Source organism: Dyadobacter ginsengisoli DSM 21015 (assembly GCF_059568735.1).
On the sequence record NZ_JCANTY010000002.1, the window covers coordinates 960,826 to 979,140 of the forward strand.

The following is an 18,315-nucleotide window of genomic DNA, read 5'->3' on the forward strand; positions in this document are numbered from 1 at the left end:
CGTGATGCCGGATAGCCAGGAAGTTTCTGACCAGCAACTGATAGAAGCTTTGCGCTGTGGACATGAGTGGGCTTTCACTGCAATCTATGACCAGTACTGGTATGCATTGTATCGGGTGGCGCTGCACAAGCTCGGACAAAAACACATTGCCGAAGAGATCATCCAGGACATATTTACCCGCCTTTGGAACGAACGCCAGAACCTCCAGACCACCGCGTTGAATTACTATCTGTTTTCGGCTGTGCGCTTCGAGGTTATCGACTATGTCCGGAAAGCGGGTCCGAGAAGCCGGTACCTGGCCTATTACCAGGCTTTTGCGAGCCAATCCGAGCATAGTACCGAAGACGCCGTCGCCTACAACGAGCTCCTGCATAGTATCGATGAGGGACTCAAACCATTCTCTCCCAAGACACGCGAAATATTCAAACTTAGCCGGATTGAAAGCTGGACTGTCGGACAGATCGCAGAATTCATGAATCTGTCGGACAAGACGATCGAGTACCACCTCAGCAAAGCTTCGAAAGCCGTGCGTGAATATCTCAATGAGACTCTCCTCGTGTTGCTACTGAGCATTTTCTCCTGATCAGGGGAAATACCATTGCATTTTTAGAAGAAGCTTGCCCCAAAAACATCGATTTCGTATAAACTTTCCAGTTTATTTTAAAAACATTCAGGGACAGCCAGCACCCTGTACGGTTTAGTGGTTGAATCAGACATGACATTGTCTGCGCCAGCCCCAAACCCCGATAAAGTGAATTACGACGAAATTGAAAACCTGCTGTCCAGATACCGCGAGGGGAAATGCACCCCCGTGGAAATGGACCGTATCCATCAATGGTACGAGCAGGTACAGAGCGATTTGCCACAACCAGAGCTGACCGATACTGAAAAATCGCTGCTGAAAGCCCGAATGTGGACCGCCGTTCAGCAAAATAAAAGACCGCCCCTGCGCACGAAAGTCCTCCCACGGCTTTCCTGGATCTCGGCCAGGATGTATTCGTCGGTTGCCGCGATCCTGATCGTGTCTCTTTCCTTATGCTATTATTTCATGAGCAAGCCGTCATCCGAATTATCTGCAAACGGCACATTGCTCCTGAAAGCCGGCCACGAAGATCTGGTATACACAGATAACCATACTGCCCGGCCGATGCTCATCAAACTGGATGACGGCAGCCAGGTAAACCTCGCCCCCGGTGCCGGGTTGACCTATCCCCGCAAATTTTCTTCCGGCAAACGGGAAGTTCAACTTAAAGGCGACGCTTTTTTCAGCATTACAAAAGACAGTCATCGCCCGTTTTTCGTGTATAGCGGGAAGCTCGTTACACGGGTGCTTGGTACGAGTTTCTGGGTAAAAAACGGCGAGGAACAGCATCAGATGCAAGTCGAGGTGGTGTGCGGGAAGGTATCCGTTTTCGAAAATGAAAATCTCGGCACAGAAGAAGCGCCCTCTCAAATCAAACATCAGTTCAACAAAGGCGTAATTCTGACGCCAAATCAGCGAGTGACCTATTTCGAAGAAAGCGGACATCTGATGACCAGCCTCGTTGACAAGCCGCTTTTGTTGATTTCCCAGGATCAGCAGCCAGCTCCGATCTACAAAAACGTTGCGCTGCCCGACATTTTTCAACGCCTGGAAACCGCATATGGCGTGGATATCGTGGTATCCGGGGAAGCGGTGAATCAATGCACATTTACAGGCGACCTGACAGACATGTCGCTGTTTGAACAGCTGGACTTGATTTGCCAATCCAATGACGGCTCGTACCAGGTCCAGGGAACGCGCATCCTGGTTTCTGCTGCAGGCTGCAAATAAATTATGTTTAACCAAACCACTGTTCTATGCATTAACCCGTCCAAAGTCCAAAAAAGAAAACCGGCAGAGAGCTACCCTGCCGGTCAGTACTTTCCTGCTGCTGGGAATCCGCCAAGATACGGCAGCGGGAAGGTTTATTAGTTATAAAAAACCTTTCTAAACTATGAAAAAAAACCGATACCGAAAAAACCGGGCATCGCTCTGCTTGCTCATGCGAATTTCTTTAGCCCAAATGATCTTTTCCATTGTCTTTTCCAGTCTTACCTACGCGGCCCATGTCAGTAAAGCGCAGGAGGTACTGGAACGGAACGTGACGCTCCACGCCGATAAAGCGGAGCTGGCGACTGTGCTCGACCAGCTGGAGCAGAAAGCAAATGTCAAATTTGTTTACAGCAATAAGGCCATCCGCGCTGAACGGGTGGTTGTCATCCATGCCGTTAACCAAAAATTATCGGCAGCACTTCAAACGCTGCTGGCTCCTCTTCAAATTTCCTATCAGGTCACACCATCGGGCCGAATCCTCCTCAAAGCCAGCAAGGAACTGCAAACCAAAGGTACCGGCCAGCTCTCCGTTCAGGTCAGGGATCTCCTGGCCCAGACGCTGAAGGGCAAGGTCAGCGATGAGAATGGCTACGGTCTGCCCGGTGTAAGCGTTCGTTTGAAAGGTACTCAACTGGGAACGTTGACCGACGCTTCCGGCAATTTCGAGCTGGATGTAAACCATGTAGAACCCGTGCTGGTATTCAGTTTTGTAGGTTACAAAACACAGGAAGTTACTGTGGGCGACAAAGCGACCCTCAACGTTTCGTTGGTGCCGGATGACAAATCACTCAATGAGGTGGTCGTGATCGGATACGGAAGCTCGCGGAAACAGGATGTGGTCGGCTCGGTCGATATTGTTTCTTCGAAAGACGCCGGTGCGACCACAGCGACCAACCCGTCCCAGTTGCTGATCGGAAAATCGGCCGGCGTGCAGGTCCTGCAATCCAATGGAACGCCAGGCTCGGATGCACAAATCCTGATCCGCGGTACCGGATCGTTCACCGGTGTTGATCCCCTTTACGTCATCGACGGGATTCAGGGGAGCAAAACCATGTTCAATACGCTGGCGACGCAGGATATCGAAAATATCACCATTCTAAAAGACGCTTCATCAACAGCCATTTATGGATCGGCGGCGGCCAATGGCGTGGTCATCATCACGACCCGGAGAGGAAAATCCGGTGCGCCCCGCATCAACTTCAATACCCAATGGGGCGTAACCAAGGCGTGGAAGACGCTGGATCTGCTCAATGCCTCGCAGTACATCGACCTGCTGAAAGACTTTGCAGCAACAACGAACTCAGCCCTTCCCGAGAAATTCAAAACTTCGGAGGTGACGACAGATCGTACCGATTGGCAGAAAGAAATATTCAGGTCGGGGCTTGTTTCGCAAAACGACTTGAATATTAGTGGCGGAGGCGAAAAAGTCGCTTACAACTTCTCCTTGGGATATATCAAGCAGGAAGCGATCGTGAAGAATTTCACAAATAGCAGGCTGAATGCCCGTTTTGCGTTGGACGAGACCCTGGGCCGCTTTCATTTGGGACAAAGCCTGAATGTCCGTTATACCAAAGACGACGGCCAGTTGGCCAGTATTTCCGACGCGGTTTACTATGCCCCCTACAAGCCCATTTTCGATCCAAGTGTACCGGGTGGCTACTCCAATACCACCAATGTGGACGATTTCAGTAATGGGAACAACCCGCTTGCAGCCATCAACCTGAACCATCCCGTTAATACCGGTTTTGTTTTCTTCCCGCAGGTATTTGCCGAAGTCGATCTTATTGCCGGTCTGCGGTTTCGCACACAGTTTTCTGCCGAGATCGGCGGTAGCAAGAGCCGAAGCTACCAATATGGCTACACCGGGGGCAATAACCTCACCAATCCGCAACAGGCTACGCTGGGTTTTAACAATTATTCATTTTACACGTTGGAAAACTACTTTTCCTACAACAGGGTATTTGGAAAACACAGTGTTTCGGCGACGCTTGGTAACAGCTATCTGGATCCGGGAAATACATCCGGCCTGAATGCGACGGGGACCAAAATTCCAAACGATGCCATTCAGAACATCAGCGTAGCCCAGTCACAGGCCGTTACAGGTTCCAATTATGGCTATGCCCGTTCGTCGGTCATTTCCTATTTCGCAAGGCTCGGCTATACTTTCGACGACAAATACATCCTGACGGGAAGCTTCCGTCGTGACGGCGCTTCGAACTTTGGTGCCAACAACCGCTTCGGGAACTTCTACGGCCTGGGAGTGGCATGGCGCTTTATCGATGAGGAGTTTGTCAAAAACAACCTGAACTTCTTGAGCGAAGGCAAATTGCGGCTCGGACTCGGCAGGACCGGGAACAATACAATCCCAACAACCGGGGTAACCTCCGTGCTGACTTACAGCGGCAGCCCTAATGGCAACCTGGTTTATTCACTGGGGACCAATGAAGGATTTTACCCGGGAACAACCATCAACACATTGTCGAACCCCGATATTCGCTGGGAGTCGACGGACCAGACCGACGTCGGTCTTGACCTCGGGTTTCTCAGTAACAGATTGAGCCTCACTGTCGACTGGTATAATCGCAAAAGTTCCGGATTGCTCGTGAGCGTGCCTGTTTCCGGGAGCACCGGGGCATCAGGCAGCGGCGGACAACCCAGCAAGTACGCCAATGCAGCCAGCGCGCAAAATAAGGGCGTTGAGTTTTCAGTGGGCTACCGTGACCAGACGAACGGAGGATTCCAATACAATGTAAATGCGAACATTGCTTACAACAAAAACATCGTCAACTCCCTGGGAAGCGAATTTGCTGCGCCCATCCAGGCCGGCGCATTCAGCAATCTTCCGACATTCACCTACACAGCTGCCGGCTCCGCGATCGGGTCGTTCTTTGGATATATGGTAGATCATGTAGCCAAGGATCAGGCCGAAATCGATGCGCTCAACTCGAAGGCGGCCGAGCAGAATGGCGATGCCTCCACTAAATATCAGGCGGGTCTTTTGCCGGGAGATTTCATTTTTAAAGACCTCGACGGTGACGGGAAAGTGACCGCCACCGACCAGAAGATCCTGGGAAACCCCATCCCGAAAATTGTTTACGGTTTCAGCGCCGGTGCCAGCTACAAGGGCTTTGATCTGAATGTGGTGGTCTCCGGTGTAGCGGGCCTGAAAATCGTGAATGCTTTCAAATTCGTAACCGAAAACGAGTCGACGGGACACAATGCTTCCACTGAAATCCTGAAAAGGTGGCGCCAACCCGGCGATGTGGCCGAACTCCCACGTGCAGGACAAAGCGCGACCGGCGACGGGAACCTCCGTCCCTCCGACTGGTGGCTTGAAAGTGGTGCCTATCTGCGCCTCAGAAACCTGACACTGGGCTATACTTTACCACAGAGCGTAATCGGCAGTATCGGCGGCGGCAAAGTGTTTAAAAACATCAGGGTGTACGTTGCAGCGCAAAACCTCCTGACCGTCACCAAATACAAAGGCTACGACCCCGAGGTAAGCACTCAGAATGGCGGCAGCTACATCTTCTCGCGGGGTATCGACGACCGTCAGCAGCTACCCCAGCCCAGAACGTTGCTTTGCGGGTTACAGCTAGGGTTTTAGTGGTTAGGAGAAAAAAACTTATTTGAAGCTAACATGAAAAAGATCATATATTATTTGACCGGACTTATGGCCGTAATCCAGCTGGCCGGGTGCGATGAATCAAAACTGGACTTAGAAAGCCAGAGCAGTTACGATTACAAGACCTACTTTACATCGTCCGAAGGGCTCAACCAGGCGGTGATCGCTACCTATGCTACTTTGTTACATAACGGGCTTTGGTCGCGCGAGTACTACTTCATTTTCGACCTGCTCGGGTATGAGGCGAAGAAAACGACCAACCTGCAAGGCGATATGGCCCAGCTTGCCGACTATTCATTCGGCACCAGCCAGGCACAGATCGGTCAGCTCTGGAACAGTCTTTACCGGATGATCCTCCGTGCCAATGTGGTTATCGACCGGGCGGGCGTATGGAATCCCACGGGCGCTGCCGATCAGCAGAGCGCGAAACAATATATTGCAGAGGCGCGCTTTTTGCGATCTTATGCTTATTTCAATATCGTTAATCTGTGGGGCAAGGCACCGTTGATCACTGCTTACGACAGCACCGTGACCAACAATTATCCCTCGCGCGCCTCTGTGGAAGCGATCTGGAGCACCATCGAAAACGACTTGAAACTGGCAGCGGCCGATCTACCCGTATCATATGATGCGGCGACTGGTTTGGGCAGGGCTACCAAGGGTGCGGCGGTTGCTTTGCTTGGCAAATCGTATCTGTACCAGAAAAAATGGGCACAGGCCGAAACGACGCTGGCCCAGCTGACGAGCGCTCCCTTCACCTACTCGCTGGATCCATCGTATGAAAACCTGTTTAGCTCCACGAATCAAAGCAGCCCGGAAAACATCTTCCAGATCATGAATGCCAAATGGACCGATTGGGGAATTGGCAACCAGTATTACGTTTTCGGAGGGCAGGAAACCTGGGGCGGGAAAGCAAGCCATTCGGATCGTGCGCAGGAATATGGTTTCAAAGACTGGTTTAACGTTTACGTGCCGACCACCACTGTAAAGGCATTTCAATACGCCAACCCGGCCACTGGCACAAATTATGTGGATCCGCGCGCCAAGTTCACCTTTTACGGTAGCAAGGAAAGCGGTGGTGACACCCAGTATTGCCAGAAATGTGCAGGCGGGCCAATCGATTTTCCATTCAAGGCAGATGACCCGCAGGGCTATTACGTTTGGAAAAAATACCAGTACTATAACGAAGTTGCCTCTTACGGAGGGCCGCAAAGTTCGATTAACGGACAGGTGATCCGTTTTGCCGATGTCCTGCTGATGCTTGCAGAAGCTTATATTCAGCAGGGAAAAACCAGCAGCGAGCCCCTGACGCTGATCAATCAGGTAAGAAAACGCTCAGGCGCACTTGCTTACACCGCGCTGGGATCGCAGGCAGATGCAATGAAAGTCCTGATGCGTGAGCGCCAGGTTGAACTTTGCGGAGAACAAAGCCGGTATTTCGACCTGATCCGGTGGGGAATTGCCAAGCAGGCGATCAATGCCCAACGTGCCGCAGAGCCTGGCGATGGCAAACAACCTTTCCAGGACAAAAATGTTCTTTTCCCGATTCCCGATGTTGAAAAGAATTACAACCCTAACGTTGCCAAAGATGTAAACAACGCCTGGAACTAAGTCATGCCATTCTATTGAAAGGGGGTGCCGGAAAAAACCTTTCCGGCACCCCCTTTTTGACTTCCCCAGATCTATTCCACTATAAATTTCCTCGTCACCGCCCCGCGGGCTGTATCCAGACGGAGAAGATACACGCCACCAGACAAGCCGGACACATTCAGTTGAACTACATTCGTGCTGCGACGGATTACAGGAACGGTGAGCCTTTGACCTGAGCTATTCCAAACGCTGATCTGCTCCTGGGACAAATCGGTCTCGACCGTAACTGTTCCTGCCTTTCGCACCGGATTAGGATAAACGTCTGCTTGCAGGGCACGATCGCCGCGACGAAGCGAAACAATCCGGGTCAAACTGAAACTACCGTCCTGATCCACCGAGCGCAGCCGGTAATATAGTACCGGTGCCAGGTAGCCGAATGCGTGATCGACAAAGGAATAGCTGAGCTCGCTGTTGCTGGTGCCGCCGGCAGCCGCCTCCCCTATTTTCTCAAACCGTTTCGCATCAACACTGCGCTCAATCTCGAAATGCGACGCATTAACCTCGCTGGTCGTACGCCATTCAATGATCGCTTTCCCCTCTGCCTCCCGGGCGGTAAAGCTTACCATGGTAACGGGTAGCGCGCGCTCGGGAATACTTCCCACCGTGAAAGGGCTCCATGACGACAGCGCCGCACTCACTACACTCCCCGCACTGATCGTACCCGAGGCAATCGTGCCTTCATTGGCCCATCCGTCGACGGTTTTGTGTGCTACCCTGAAAACCTGCACGGTATCTGATGTCGTAATGGACGGGTTACGGTAATCGTCCCACGTAATCGTCACTGTTCCCGTAGCTGTCCCGATCGGGTTAAGATCCCAATACTCCTCATTGTTATAGGCGTCCAGCGCGATTGCTGAAGCCCCGGTGGTCGTGAATGAGGCGGTACCGGCGTCAGCAGCCATATACCGCACCGACAAACCGGCGCTGTTATCGGTCAGGTCCACTTGCACAGGCTGATACCGAACGCCGTCACCCACCGGATAAGTGAAAGCCCCCGTACCTTCTCTGACCACATAGCCATTGACATGACTTGCATCGGATATCCCGGTCGCTACACTGCCATCGGCAATAACCAGCGGCTTGGACGGATCTGCGGCCCCGACTACGCCGTTCGCAAAAGTGACTGTCCCCGTGGTCCGCACCGTATTGTCCAACATCACGCCTGCCGCATTATCAATCGTCAGGTGGTGCGCCAGGTAAGGTTCTGTTCCGTTTATGCTCTGGACTGCATTTCCCTTTAATACGATCGTGCCGCTATGGGCTACCGTCATCGCCTGGTGGTTGGTCAGGTTTCCGCCGAGCAAGAGATTCCCGTCGTTGGCAAGATCGCCGCTATCCATCTGCATGGCGCCCCTGATCAGCAATGTAGCTCCGTTTTTGATGGATAAGACGCCTCCTTTATTGACCAACCCCTGCCCATGCAATGCCGCACCCACCGTGCTCAGGGCTGCCATTAAGTATATTTTTTTCATCTGGATCTGTTTTTTTACACATTAGCGTTAAAATCCGGACTCAATACGACGTTGCCGAACGGCGACGTATCAGCAGGCCCATCAAAGCTGCCCCGGCCAGCAAACCAATCGCCAGCGCCCCCGGACCTATCCAGGGTTTGTCGTTCTGTTTCAGCAGCTGCCGGAGCTCGGCATTGTCGGCTTTCAGGCTCTCCATCTCGCCTGCCAGATTACGTGTACGTTCCTCCAAAGCCTTGATTGCTACCAGCGACACCCCCATTTCATCCACCGTCCCAATGCTTCGATTGTCAGCCCCTAAGCCAAATGCCTGGTAGAAATCCTGCGCCATGGGGCCTATATGCTTGATATTGTCGGCCTCAGCCTTGTAGGTCCAGCGGGTAACGGGCATTTTGCGGAGCTTCTCCAGGACGTCCTCACCGGAAACCTGTTCGAAGTAGTGCTTGCGATTTACATCCGAACTATTCTGCCAGACGCCGCCGGTAGTCAGCATAGCCCCGGTAGAAGTAGAAATAACAGCACCGGATTGTCCCCAGTTACTGACGGAAGCCCCGCTCTGGATTGTTACCCCGGTACTGAGGTTGGACGAGGTAAAAGTCCGGAAGCCACCACTCACACGCCAGTTTGCAGAATGGTTGACACCCGCCCGCAACGTATCGACCGACGAGCGATCGGAAAACACAAAGCTGCCTTGCCTGGCATTGGTGTGGGAATGGTATCCCAATGCCACGGACGCCGTACCTGTGGCGGTTGCATGTTCACCGGCAGCGAAAGACGAAGAGCCGGCTGCTACGGCCCGGAGTCCAAAGGCCGTACTATTGTCACCCGACGCCCGCACGTCCTGTCCGATAGCAACACTATACAGGCCGGTGTAGCCTTCGTCCCATTGTGCGCCGGTTACTACACCTGCACGAAAAGCCGCCTTTTCCGGATACCATAGCATACGCGTGCCGGGCCCTGTCGCTGGAATCGTCGGACCGAGACCATCGAATTGTCCGCCAAGCAAAAATGCGCCGGTTTTGAACACCGTCATCCGCACATTCTGGTCACCGTCTCGCACACTTACCAGCGTATCAGGCGTTTGTGCACAAGAAACCGATAATGCAAACGGCACAGCTATCGCTCTTGCAATTGTCTTTACAAATGAAGATCTCAGATCATTGAGTGAAATCCGCCCCGAGGCCAGGCGGCTGCTTTGTTGCGCTTTCATAGTAAATATTAGGATTAATTGAAGTTCCAATATTACCTAAGAAACAACATAGTTCACTAGTGGTTTTCGAATTACTTCTTATGTGGTCATTAAAGTTTAAGTTCACTGACTTAAATTTCTGCCTTAGGAAAACGTTTTGCAAAGATGTTTCCGAAATTCATCATCTTCATAGTACTGTTTTTGAATGGAGCGATTAAAGCCATTGTGCCATGACCGATAAGCATCAAATAACATTTTCGCTGATTTTCAAAGGGCAGCAATATCCTGTGAAGGTCATGAAATCGCAATATTTCTCCGTAATGACCCTTATAGCAGATACTTTACCTATCACTGGTTTTGGACTGTGCTCCGGAATGGGCAGCTGCGGGACCTGCCTGGTACAGCTCAATGGGAAGGATATACTTTCATGTGAACTTGCTGTAAATGAAAGCCTGGCGGATGCATCTATTCGGGTAAACGAAGCTTAAACAGGGCAGTGACCCCAAAACCATCCTCCAAGCTCTTTCCTGCTATTCGCCAGCCGGGTTCAATTTGTTTGCGGTATAACAAATGATATTATGGGCAAGGGGTGTGCCATCCGCCGCCTTGATATGGTCGAGTGTCAATTCGTAAATGTAGCCTTCCTGTAACTGTTGCAAACTTACATATACTTTCTTAAAATCTCCGGAAACACGGATATCCTTCACAGGAACAAACTTCACATCAAACTGATCCGATCCGTAAGCTTTGTGGTATTTGTAAAAGTAACTGCGGAATCTGTAATTATTGGGATCGATCGCGGCGTTCGGATCCACCGGTTTGGTAAACGTCAATTCAAAGCCTGTCTTTGTCAAATGCATGGTATGTATTTCCATCGGCGCCGAGCCTGTAAAAGAAATCCGCTGAATGCCCTTATCACCCGCCCAGCCATGTTCGGCCTGCCCTACCCACAGGCTGCCATCCGGGGCGAATGCCAGACGGTTATTCCCCTTCCGCAAACCATTTTCGTCAAAAAAAGGAATGCATGCGCCCTGAAACTCCCCTCCGACTTCTTCCAGCATCACACGAACGATCCTTCCCCGGTTCATTTCCCCAATAAAAAACTGTCCGGCAAAAGGCCCGAACTTTCCATTGGTGGTGTCGCATAACGGTTGCGTAATAGAATTCGCGATGATATTATGCGGAAACAGCACGCTGGGTTTGGTGCGCATTTTATTCAGTTCCTCCGGTGTAATATGATACGGGTCGCCCCGGTTCCAGTCGCTTTTCCATACCAAACTGCCCGGATGTCCGTAAAATCGGTCTTTAACCACGTGATACAATGGTGAAGTGCCCACCCAATCCCCTTGGTTATCCGTGGCAAACAAGTTTCCTTTCAGATCGAATCCCATGCCGTTCGGAGAACGAAGCCCGCTGGCGTATGGAATCAGGCGGCCTTCCGGTGTGAGCTGCATGATCCAGCCGCGGTATGGCACAGGAGAGAACATCTGTTTGGAATATGCTTTGCTGATCGTATCAATTACGCCTCGCGACTCTTTCATTACCTGCCCCCTGTGTGAGGCGGTGTTGAATGCCAGGAAGAAGTTGCCATTTCGGTCCTTTAACGGGCCGTAGTTGTATTCGTGATAGTTGCCGGAAATGCCAAAATCGTCTGTGACAGTTTCATAGAGGTCCGCCTGCCCGTCAGCGTCCGTATCTTTAATGCGGGTCAACTCGGGACGCTGCATGACCAGAAATTCAGAGCTGCTGACAACGCAGATGCCCAGCGGCTCGTGTAAGCCTTCCGCAAATAGTTGCCATTTTTTAGTTTGAGGCGAATAAATCATTACTTCTCCCCGCAGGAAGCAGGCTACCAGGCGGCCATCCGGCAGGAAGTCGATGGCACCCGTCTCACCAACAAGCCCTTCGGGCATCGGAATGGTTTCTATGCGGTACGACCCGTTGTCGCCTTCCTGCGACATTAATCCTGATATCGACAGGGAGAAGGTTATCAAAACAATGATAAACTGGTAAATCATGGCTCGGAGTTGTTCTTTTTAGTCATAATAATTGAAAACTCCCGCGCCGGCGTGAGTTTGATGCGCTTCCTGATTAGCTTACCTTTTGACGTGGTATAGATCACCCCATCCTCAAGATAGAAAGTGAACCAGACTGCCTTATCCGATTCAGGTATTCTGAATTTCCGGATCAATCCCGTACCATCCTCCTTAGGGATCAGCATTTCGTAGATTTCAATGCCGTCGAGCTCATAGCAAAACTCGGGGTACCGGTTCACCAGCCGGTAGCCTTTGAATTTTGATTTTGGGATCTTGTCAAAACTGCCTACACGCAGCGGAAACGCCGATTGGTCCTGATAAAAAATCTCACCCATTACCTTGGCCTGCGCATCCTGATGTCCTTTCCAAAAATCAGTCAGATCCAGAAATTCCCCGGCCCAGGCATAGCGCAAACGGCAACTCCCTGCGTCCCAGCAATAGGATAACCCATGCGGCAGCCTCACTGCAATCGCGGCCGGCCCTGCCCCCTCGATGAAAACACGGTACATATAGGGTGCAACCGGGTTATAGGGATGCCCCGATCGGGTTAGCTCGGCTCCCGTCACGGCTTGTCCATGATCGTGCCCCGACTTGCCGGTTCCAGCTGTCGATTCCGTGCGGCGGCTGGCATCAATATGCTGATCCTCCCCGATCGGCGGCATATCACCATTGGTCACGTACATCGCCCCATACATGATAAACCCGTGGCCCGGATACGTACACACATATGGGTAAACACCTTCTTCTGCCGGCGCGTCGAAGGTTACGACCTTGCTTTCCGCCGGCGAAAGCACCGGAACAGACCATAAGATTTTCGGGGACTCAGGAATAAAATGCTGCCCCGGCCCCTTATCACCCAGATTGAGTGCAGCATTTACGACTTCCTCCCGGGCGCCCGGGAGGGTAATGACAAGATTATGACTCATATCGTCATTGTTGGTAAAGATCAGTTTCACAGAGCTTCCCGGCTTGACTTTAAACCGCACCAGATCAAATTGCAGGCCTGCCACCGCATTGATCGAAATCACAACCGGGTCTGCCGCCGAGGTAAATGGCGTGTGGATATGCGCCATCAGGACGACAATAAGAAACATATATGCTTTACGGGCTCGCATTATTTTCATGCTTTTTTGAACATATTCTGGTAATGTACCGATGGCTGAAATATACCGCCGCTTTGCGCAAAAAAATCAGCATTCAGGTGAAAAGCGCCCTCCCTGGCAACAGTCCAGGGCGCCTGCCTGCGCGGATGATAGCTAATCATCTGCTCCCAATTGAGGTAATTCAGGTTTCCATTGGTTTCCATAAGCCCCATTCCCAAATCAGGAAAAGGCGCGAGCCGCGCCGCCAGGTTTTTGTGCCAGTCGATCAGGATAGGATTTACGGTAAGATCCGCACACAAGCAGGGAATTCCACGGTCGTGTGCGAGCCTGGCCATTTTCATGGACAGACTCAGCGTTTTGGCGATACCTTTCAACGCCAGGGCTCCATAACCCTGTTCCAGTCGCCGTAAGACACCTGCCTCATCGTGGGCACTTTCATCCGCGGCGATCCGGATTCCCATATCCGCCACGTTCTCGTCATTAATTTCGGTCAACGGCTCTTCGATCAATAATATCTGTTCCCACGCACCGATCTTTTTGGCATGATCGAGCAGGCGCAGGAACGTTTCTTTCTTTTCGTACCGGGCATTGGCATCCAGCGTGTAAAACAGTTTCCCGGTTTTGGTTTTAGGAGTCCGCGCATTTTTTATGGCATTGTGAACCTCCGTCAAACGAGCCTTGTCCTTTTCAAGCATTTCAGCTTGTGTTCCGGGCTGGCCGATTTTAATTTTTATGACAAAATAACCTTGCTGCACAGCCTCTTTGAGTTCTGCTATCGGTAAGCCATACGAAGCCAGATAAATGACCGCGACCTGGTCATTATAGTAGCCAAGCGCCTGCTTGTAGGCCTGCGGCACCATGGCGTCGAAATCCCGGAAGCCGTTTTCAGCCGCATACAATAGCCAGGCGGCATTGTCTATCCCGATCAGCGCATTTAACGCGAATATTTTGTTGAGCCCACGTTTCCCTGTAAGCCGCTGGCCTTCCATGTACACCTCCGGCAAAATGGTATCGATGAGCGAGACCGGGTCCCGAAATCCTGTTTTTCTGATGATTTGCAAAGCCTTTTCCGTCAGACTATACATGAGCGCGTTGCCACCCGCTTCCGAGTGGGCCGCAAACACATCGGCATCGGCGTACAACACATTCTGCGTGCAGACACCAATCTGACTGATCCCGGATTCTGATTCCAGGCGAACAGCCGACTGCCACATTTCGGTCATATACCCACCTTTAAAACCGAAAGGGCGGATAAGTTTTTCCCGCTCAAAATTCGAGTCTACCGATTGGATCGAGATCATTTTTAAATCTTCTGCTTTTTCCTGCCTGCCCCATGCAGGTAATGCGGCCAGGCCGGAAAGTCCGGCTACTCCGGCCGGAACTGAGGTGGTGAGAAAGTCTCTTCTGGATAACATGCCGGTTGATCTGAAAACAGGATCTGATAGCGCCCGTTCAGGGCCAGTTCAGATGTTTGTGTAAAAATTTAAAAACCCCTTCGTTCCGCGACGCGTGCCCGCCATTGAAATACTCTATCTCCGTTTTTTCACCCAGGTTAAGTTGGTCGTACAGATATTTTACTTTGGCATACTCATAGGCGACCCACTCATCCGGCTGCACCAGGTCGTCGTGCCCCCGCTCTACCATAAACGGCCTCGGGGCGATCAGATAAGCCATTTCGGCATAACTGAATGTACTTCCCATATTGAAATACGGCATCTCCCATTCGATGGTATTCATAAAGCTGTTGTGCCAGTAGGTGTCCGTCACTTTACGGCTCCAGTCTCCGAAATCGCCCGAGCAGACAGACAGGCAATACCCTTCCAAAATGGAAGGAATGCGCATCGCCATTTCGCCCCCGTAACTTTTGCCGTAGAATGCAATCCTGTTTTTATCCACGTAAGGAAGCGTCGGCAGCCAACTGAGAATCTGCCTGTGTTGCGCGAGTACGAATGAGAACATCGTTTTTTGGAGCGTATTTGCCTTACGGCCAAGCCAACGATATCTGTCTTCGCCGTTGTAAATACCAAACGGTGCAAAAACCACAAAACCCTGGTCGGCCAGGCGGGCTCCTATGTCGTTATAGCTGGTGTTCCCCTCAATCACCGTGCTCGGCACGCCGTTTCGGCCATGCTGCAAAACCACGACAGGCCGTTTTTCTTCGGGCCGGATGTCTTTGGGAATTAATAAAATCCCGGCGGTCGATAACCCGTCAAACACCTTCAGCACCACTTCATATCCTGTCCACTTTACGGTGTCATAGATCTTGCGGGTTTGGGGCTCCGGGTCTGTCAGTTTATCACCAAATTCCCCGATGATCTCTTTTTGGAAAATGGTCCTGAAAGGTTTTGATTTTTCGACGAACGGGGCAACAGGATAATAGGGATGATAACTTTTGGTACTCCACGTTCTGGTGCCGATCTCAGGTATTACTTTGTATAAGAAAAAATTATTTCGCTCGTAGTCCGACACCCGCAGCAACCATTGCACATGATCGTCTATTTCCTTGGCCTGCCGGTATTGCCGGTCGGCCGGTTTGAATGAGTTACGGCTGTCTTTGGGAATTTCACCCGACATCGCCAGGAAGTTAGCTTTTCCCAGTTTCTTACAAAAAACAGCAAGTGCTTCCTTCGACCCAAACTCGGCAGGCCTATTTGTCCCATTGCTTACCAGTTCGCGGAACTGAAAATTGGGCTTCAAAAGCTTATCTATCCTTTTGAATTCATTGCCCACATTTTCAAAATCCGGTGTTTTTAAATGGCCCTTGTATGCCGAGTATTTATACAGACTGGCTGAGTCAGGCTTTTTACCATCCCAGATTTCCGGTATGCCGCTATATTCAACAACGAATGGCCTGGGGGCGATCAGACTGGCTATTTCGGCGTCCCCGAATTCCCGGAGCAGCCCCCAAACATTGCGGTAAATGGGCTCATCCCATACGTTTTCACGCGATTGAAAATATCCGCTAACCAAAGTTACATCAATGCGGGGGTCGACTGCCGCTGCATAAAAAGCAATCAGTCCGCCTTCGAGATAGCCGGCAACGCCAATGTTTTCATCAGCTCCGTAAGTGTGTTCAATCCAATCCACCACCGCGGATACTTTCTGCACTTCAAAGCCGATGAGGTGCTTGCCCATGTGATAGGATTGCCGGTAGAGCCATTCGCGCTTAGTCTGCTCTTTCGGCTCACCGGGAAACACGGGTGACCTGTCGATCACGGTAGGAACCAGCACGCGCATGCCATTTTCGGCGAGGTGGCGGGCGAATTGTGAATGCGGGGCGATCCCCTCAGCCAAGCCGGCGAGCTGCTCGGGCGTCTGATCGGCATCGGGAACAGCGATCACAGTGGCAGTTGCCTTACCCTTCGGTTCAAGCAGCAGCCCCTCCCCCGAAATCCGGTTCAATACCGGCCATCGCACCTGGTAAACGCGATATTTTGAAGTCTCGGCCACCAGGACCGAATCACGGTAGTAAGCAAACCGCTCCATACCAACGTCGGAGCGCCTATCGGGCAGTCCAAGGTTATAATTGGTATTTTCAAGGCCCTTTTCGTCTATACCCAATGCTTTTCGGAAGCGTTTGCGGTTGGGTTCGACGGAGGCTTCGTAGGCATTACGTGAAGTGAAGTTGCGATTCCAGTATTGCCCGCGCTTTTGGCCACTTTCCACAATTTTCTTTTCCACAAAACGGTGCGCCTCGTCCAGCAGCGTGTACGAAAGATCTTTGTCGAAAATCAATGGAGCGGTGCCCGGCATTTCGCTCCTCATTTTCATCACATCTTCCGGCGAAACCCTGGCCGACACATGCGCGAAATTGGCCCGGACATAGTTGGCAACTGACGAAATCTGCGCATTGTCCAGGAAAGCGAACGACGGCATTTGCTGTGCGGATTTCGAAGCGGATCCATGGAGCAATATTTTTAAAAGATCGTTCTGGTCACCCGCGACTTTCGTAGAACCGACCAACGAAGGGAATTCGCCTTCCAATCCCTTTCCGTCTTTTTTATGACATGACTCACAGAACTGGGCATACAATGTCGCTTTTTCCGATGACGCTACCTTTGCGGCCCGTTCGCTCCTCTGCATTTTTGTCATTTTACCAATGGCTGAAATGCGTATGATTTTATCATCCGCTGCGACCGGGAAATGCGCCGGAGGATTCCAGTCCCGGTTGCTGGTGGAAACGTAAATATCCCCATCGGGCGACACGCAAATGTCGCGAAGCCTGCCATACTGGTTCTGAAAATGAATCTCTTCCTCCACGATTTTCGCGCCTGCAGGATCCAGTTTGAGTACACGTAAGCTCTGATCTTTTAAGGTGGTGAGCAGGAGTGCATTTCCCCACTCCGGGATAGCATTTCCGTTGTAATAATCCATTCCGGCCGGCGCGATGGTCGGTGTCCAGGTTTTTAAAGGCGTGGTCGTGTGGTGTGCCCGGGCATAGCTGGCCTCTGCGGGTTGATCGGGATTCCCTGCGATTTCCGGCCAGCCATAATGGCCCGCGCGGGTTATCAGATTCACTTCGTCATCAGTTGCATCACCGTGTTCGGCAATAAACAGGTTCCCTTTCGGTGTAAGTGCCAGGCCTTGCGGCACACGGAATCCCATGGCCCAAACCGGACTTCCCGGAAACGGGTTATCGGATGGAATGCTTCCGTCGAGGTTCAAGCGCAGCACTTTTCCATTCGCGAACGCAGGGTCGAGTACTCCCTCCTTTTTTTTCAGATCACCAGTCGCCCATAATAGCTTACGATCTTTGCCGATCACCAGTCGGGAGCCGTTGTGCCCCAGGTAACCCGGAATTTCTTTCAGCAAAAGCGGCTTTATCAATCGTTTTCCGTCATACGTATATCTGACGAGCTTTGAAACAATGGACGAATCCTCTTTCAAGTGTGAATAGTTGATAAAAACATGCGGGTTCGATTTCCAATCGGGGTGCAAGGCCATGCTCATCAGTCCCAATCGCTTCCGGTAATAATCATCGAGCTGCAACACCTCCCTGATTTCCCCGGATTTTGGGTTAAGTCTGGAAACCTTTCCATCCTGTTCCGTAAACCATATCCAATTATCGGGCCCCCAAACCAGCTCCCAGGGCACGTTGCGCTGCCCGGCAACGACTTTCAATTCCAGCTGCGTGGAATCCAGTCCGTATGTTTCTGACGTTTGCGAAAAGTTGTGTTTTCCCGGGGTTTGCTTTTCTGGGCTTTGATAAAAAATAACGTTGAAAAAGAGCCCCAGGATCCATATCAATTTGTTCATCTTATACCGTTATTGTTTTAAAAATCAATTCTTTATGATCATATTAGATGCATGACTATCGCACGGTCATTACGGGGTTTTGCAAAATATTGCGATGCGCTGCACCTTCCTTTTGTTTCACTTTGGTGATTT

Annotated in this window: 11 protein-coding genes; 5 read left to right on the forward strand and 6 right to left on the reverse strand. The window is 51.3% G+C overall.

Features of this window, described 5'->3' with window-relative positions:
* The first annotated feature begins 4 nt into the window (after positions 1-4).
* The 4 genes from BP71_RS10190 to BP71_RS10205 all read left to right on the forward strand — a co-directional run bounded on the left by BP71_RS10190 (position 5) and on the right by BP71_RS10205 (position 7,091).
* A complete protein-coding gene (locus BP71_RS10190; RefSeq protein WP_496379021.1) occupies positions 5-583 on the forward strand; it encodes an RNA polymerase sigma factor in 579 nt (192 codons plus the stop codon).
* 168 nt (positions 584-751) lie between these two features.
* Positions 752-1,813: a FecR family protein gene (locus BP71_RS10195; RefSeq protein WP_496378726.1), complete on the forward strand. Its 1,062-nt coding sequence runs from the start codon at positions 752-754 to the stop codon at positions 1,811-1,813.
* A gap of 163 nt (positions 1,814-1,976) precedes the next feature.
* Entirely contained in the window at positions 1,977-5,462 is a 3,486-nt protein-coding gene (locus tag BP71_RS10200; RefSeq protein WP_496378728.1) for a SusC/RagA family TonB-linked outer membrane protein, read from the forward strand.
* A gap of 33 nt (positions 5,463-5,495) precedes the next feature.
* Positions 5,496-7,091, forward strand: coding sequence for a RagB/SusD family nutrient uptake outer membrane protein (locus BP71_RS10205; protein WP_496378730.1), 1,596 nt, complete (start codon positions 5,496-5,498; stop codon positions 7,089-7,091).
* 71 nt (positions 7,092-7,162) lie between these two features.
* Here BP71_RS10205 and BP71_RS10210 read toward each other — a convergent pair whose 3' ends face one another.
* Together BP71_RS10210 and BP71_RS10215 are read right to left on the reverse strand one after the other, a co-directional pair.
* Positions 7,163-8,602, reverse strand: coding sequence for a T9SS type A sorting domain-containing protein (locus tag BP71_RS10210; RefSeq protein WP_496378732.1), 1,440 nt, complete (start codon positions 8,600-8,602; stop codon positions 7,163-7,165).
* A gap of 40 nt (positions 8,603-8,642) precedes the next feature.
* Positions 8,643-9,809 (reverse strand): tail fiber domain-containing protein, encoded by a 1,167-nt coding sequence (locus tag BP71_RS10215; RefSeq protein WP_496378734.1) that lies wholly within the window; start codon positions 9,807-9,809, stop codon positions 8,643-8,645.
* 209 nt (positions 9,810-10,018) lie between these two features.
* Here BP71_RS10215 and BP71_RS10220 point away from each other — a divergent pair, with 209 nt between their 5' ends.
* Positions 10,019-10,276 carry a (2Fe-2S)-binding protein gene (locus tag BP71_RS10220; protein WP_496378735.1) on the forward strand — a complete coding sequence of 86 codons (258 nt, stop codon included), beginning with the start codon at positions 10,019-10,021 and terminating at the stop codon, positions 10,274-10,276.
* A gap of 42 nt (positions 10,277-10,318) precedes the next feature.
* On the opposite strand, the gene BP71_RS10225 is transcribed toward BP71_RS10220, so the two are convergent.
* The 4 genes from BP71_RS10225 to BP71_RS10240 are packed head-to-tail and all read right to left on the reverse strand — an operon-like array spanning position 10,319 to position 18,183.
* Positions 10,319-11,806: a DUF7133 domain-containing protein gene (locus BP71_RS10225; protein WP_496378737.1), complete on the reverse strand. Its 1,488-nt coding sequence runs from the start codon at positions 11,804-11,806 to the stop codon at positions 10,319-10,321.
* Complete coding sequence (locus BP71_RS10230) at positions 11,803-12,948, reverse strand: plastocyanin/azurin family copper-binding protein (RefSeq protein ID WP_496378739.1); 1,146 nt, start codon at positions 12,946-12,948, stop codon at positions 11,803-11,805. Before BP71_RS10230 ends, BP71_RS10225 begins: the two co-directional genes overlap by 4 nt.
* Positions 12,945-14,342 carry an enolase C-terminal domain-like protein gene (locus tag BP71_RS10235; RefSeq protein ID WP_496378741.1) on the reverse strand — a complete coding sequence of 466 codons (1,398 nt, stop codon included), beginning with the start codon at positions 14,340-14,342 and terminating at the stop codon, positions 12,945-12,947. The genes BP71_RS10230 and BP71_RS10235 overlap by 4 nt, the downstream gene beginning before the upstream one ends.
* A 37-nt stretch (positions 14,343-14,379) precedes the next feature.
* A complete protein-coding gene (locus tag BP71_RS10240) occupies positions 14,380-18,183 on the reverse strand; it encodes a PQQ-dependent sugar dehydrogenase (RefSeq protein WP_496378743.1) in 3,804 nt (1,267 codons plus the stop codon).
* Positions 18,184-18,315 lie beyond the last annotated feature (132 nt).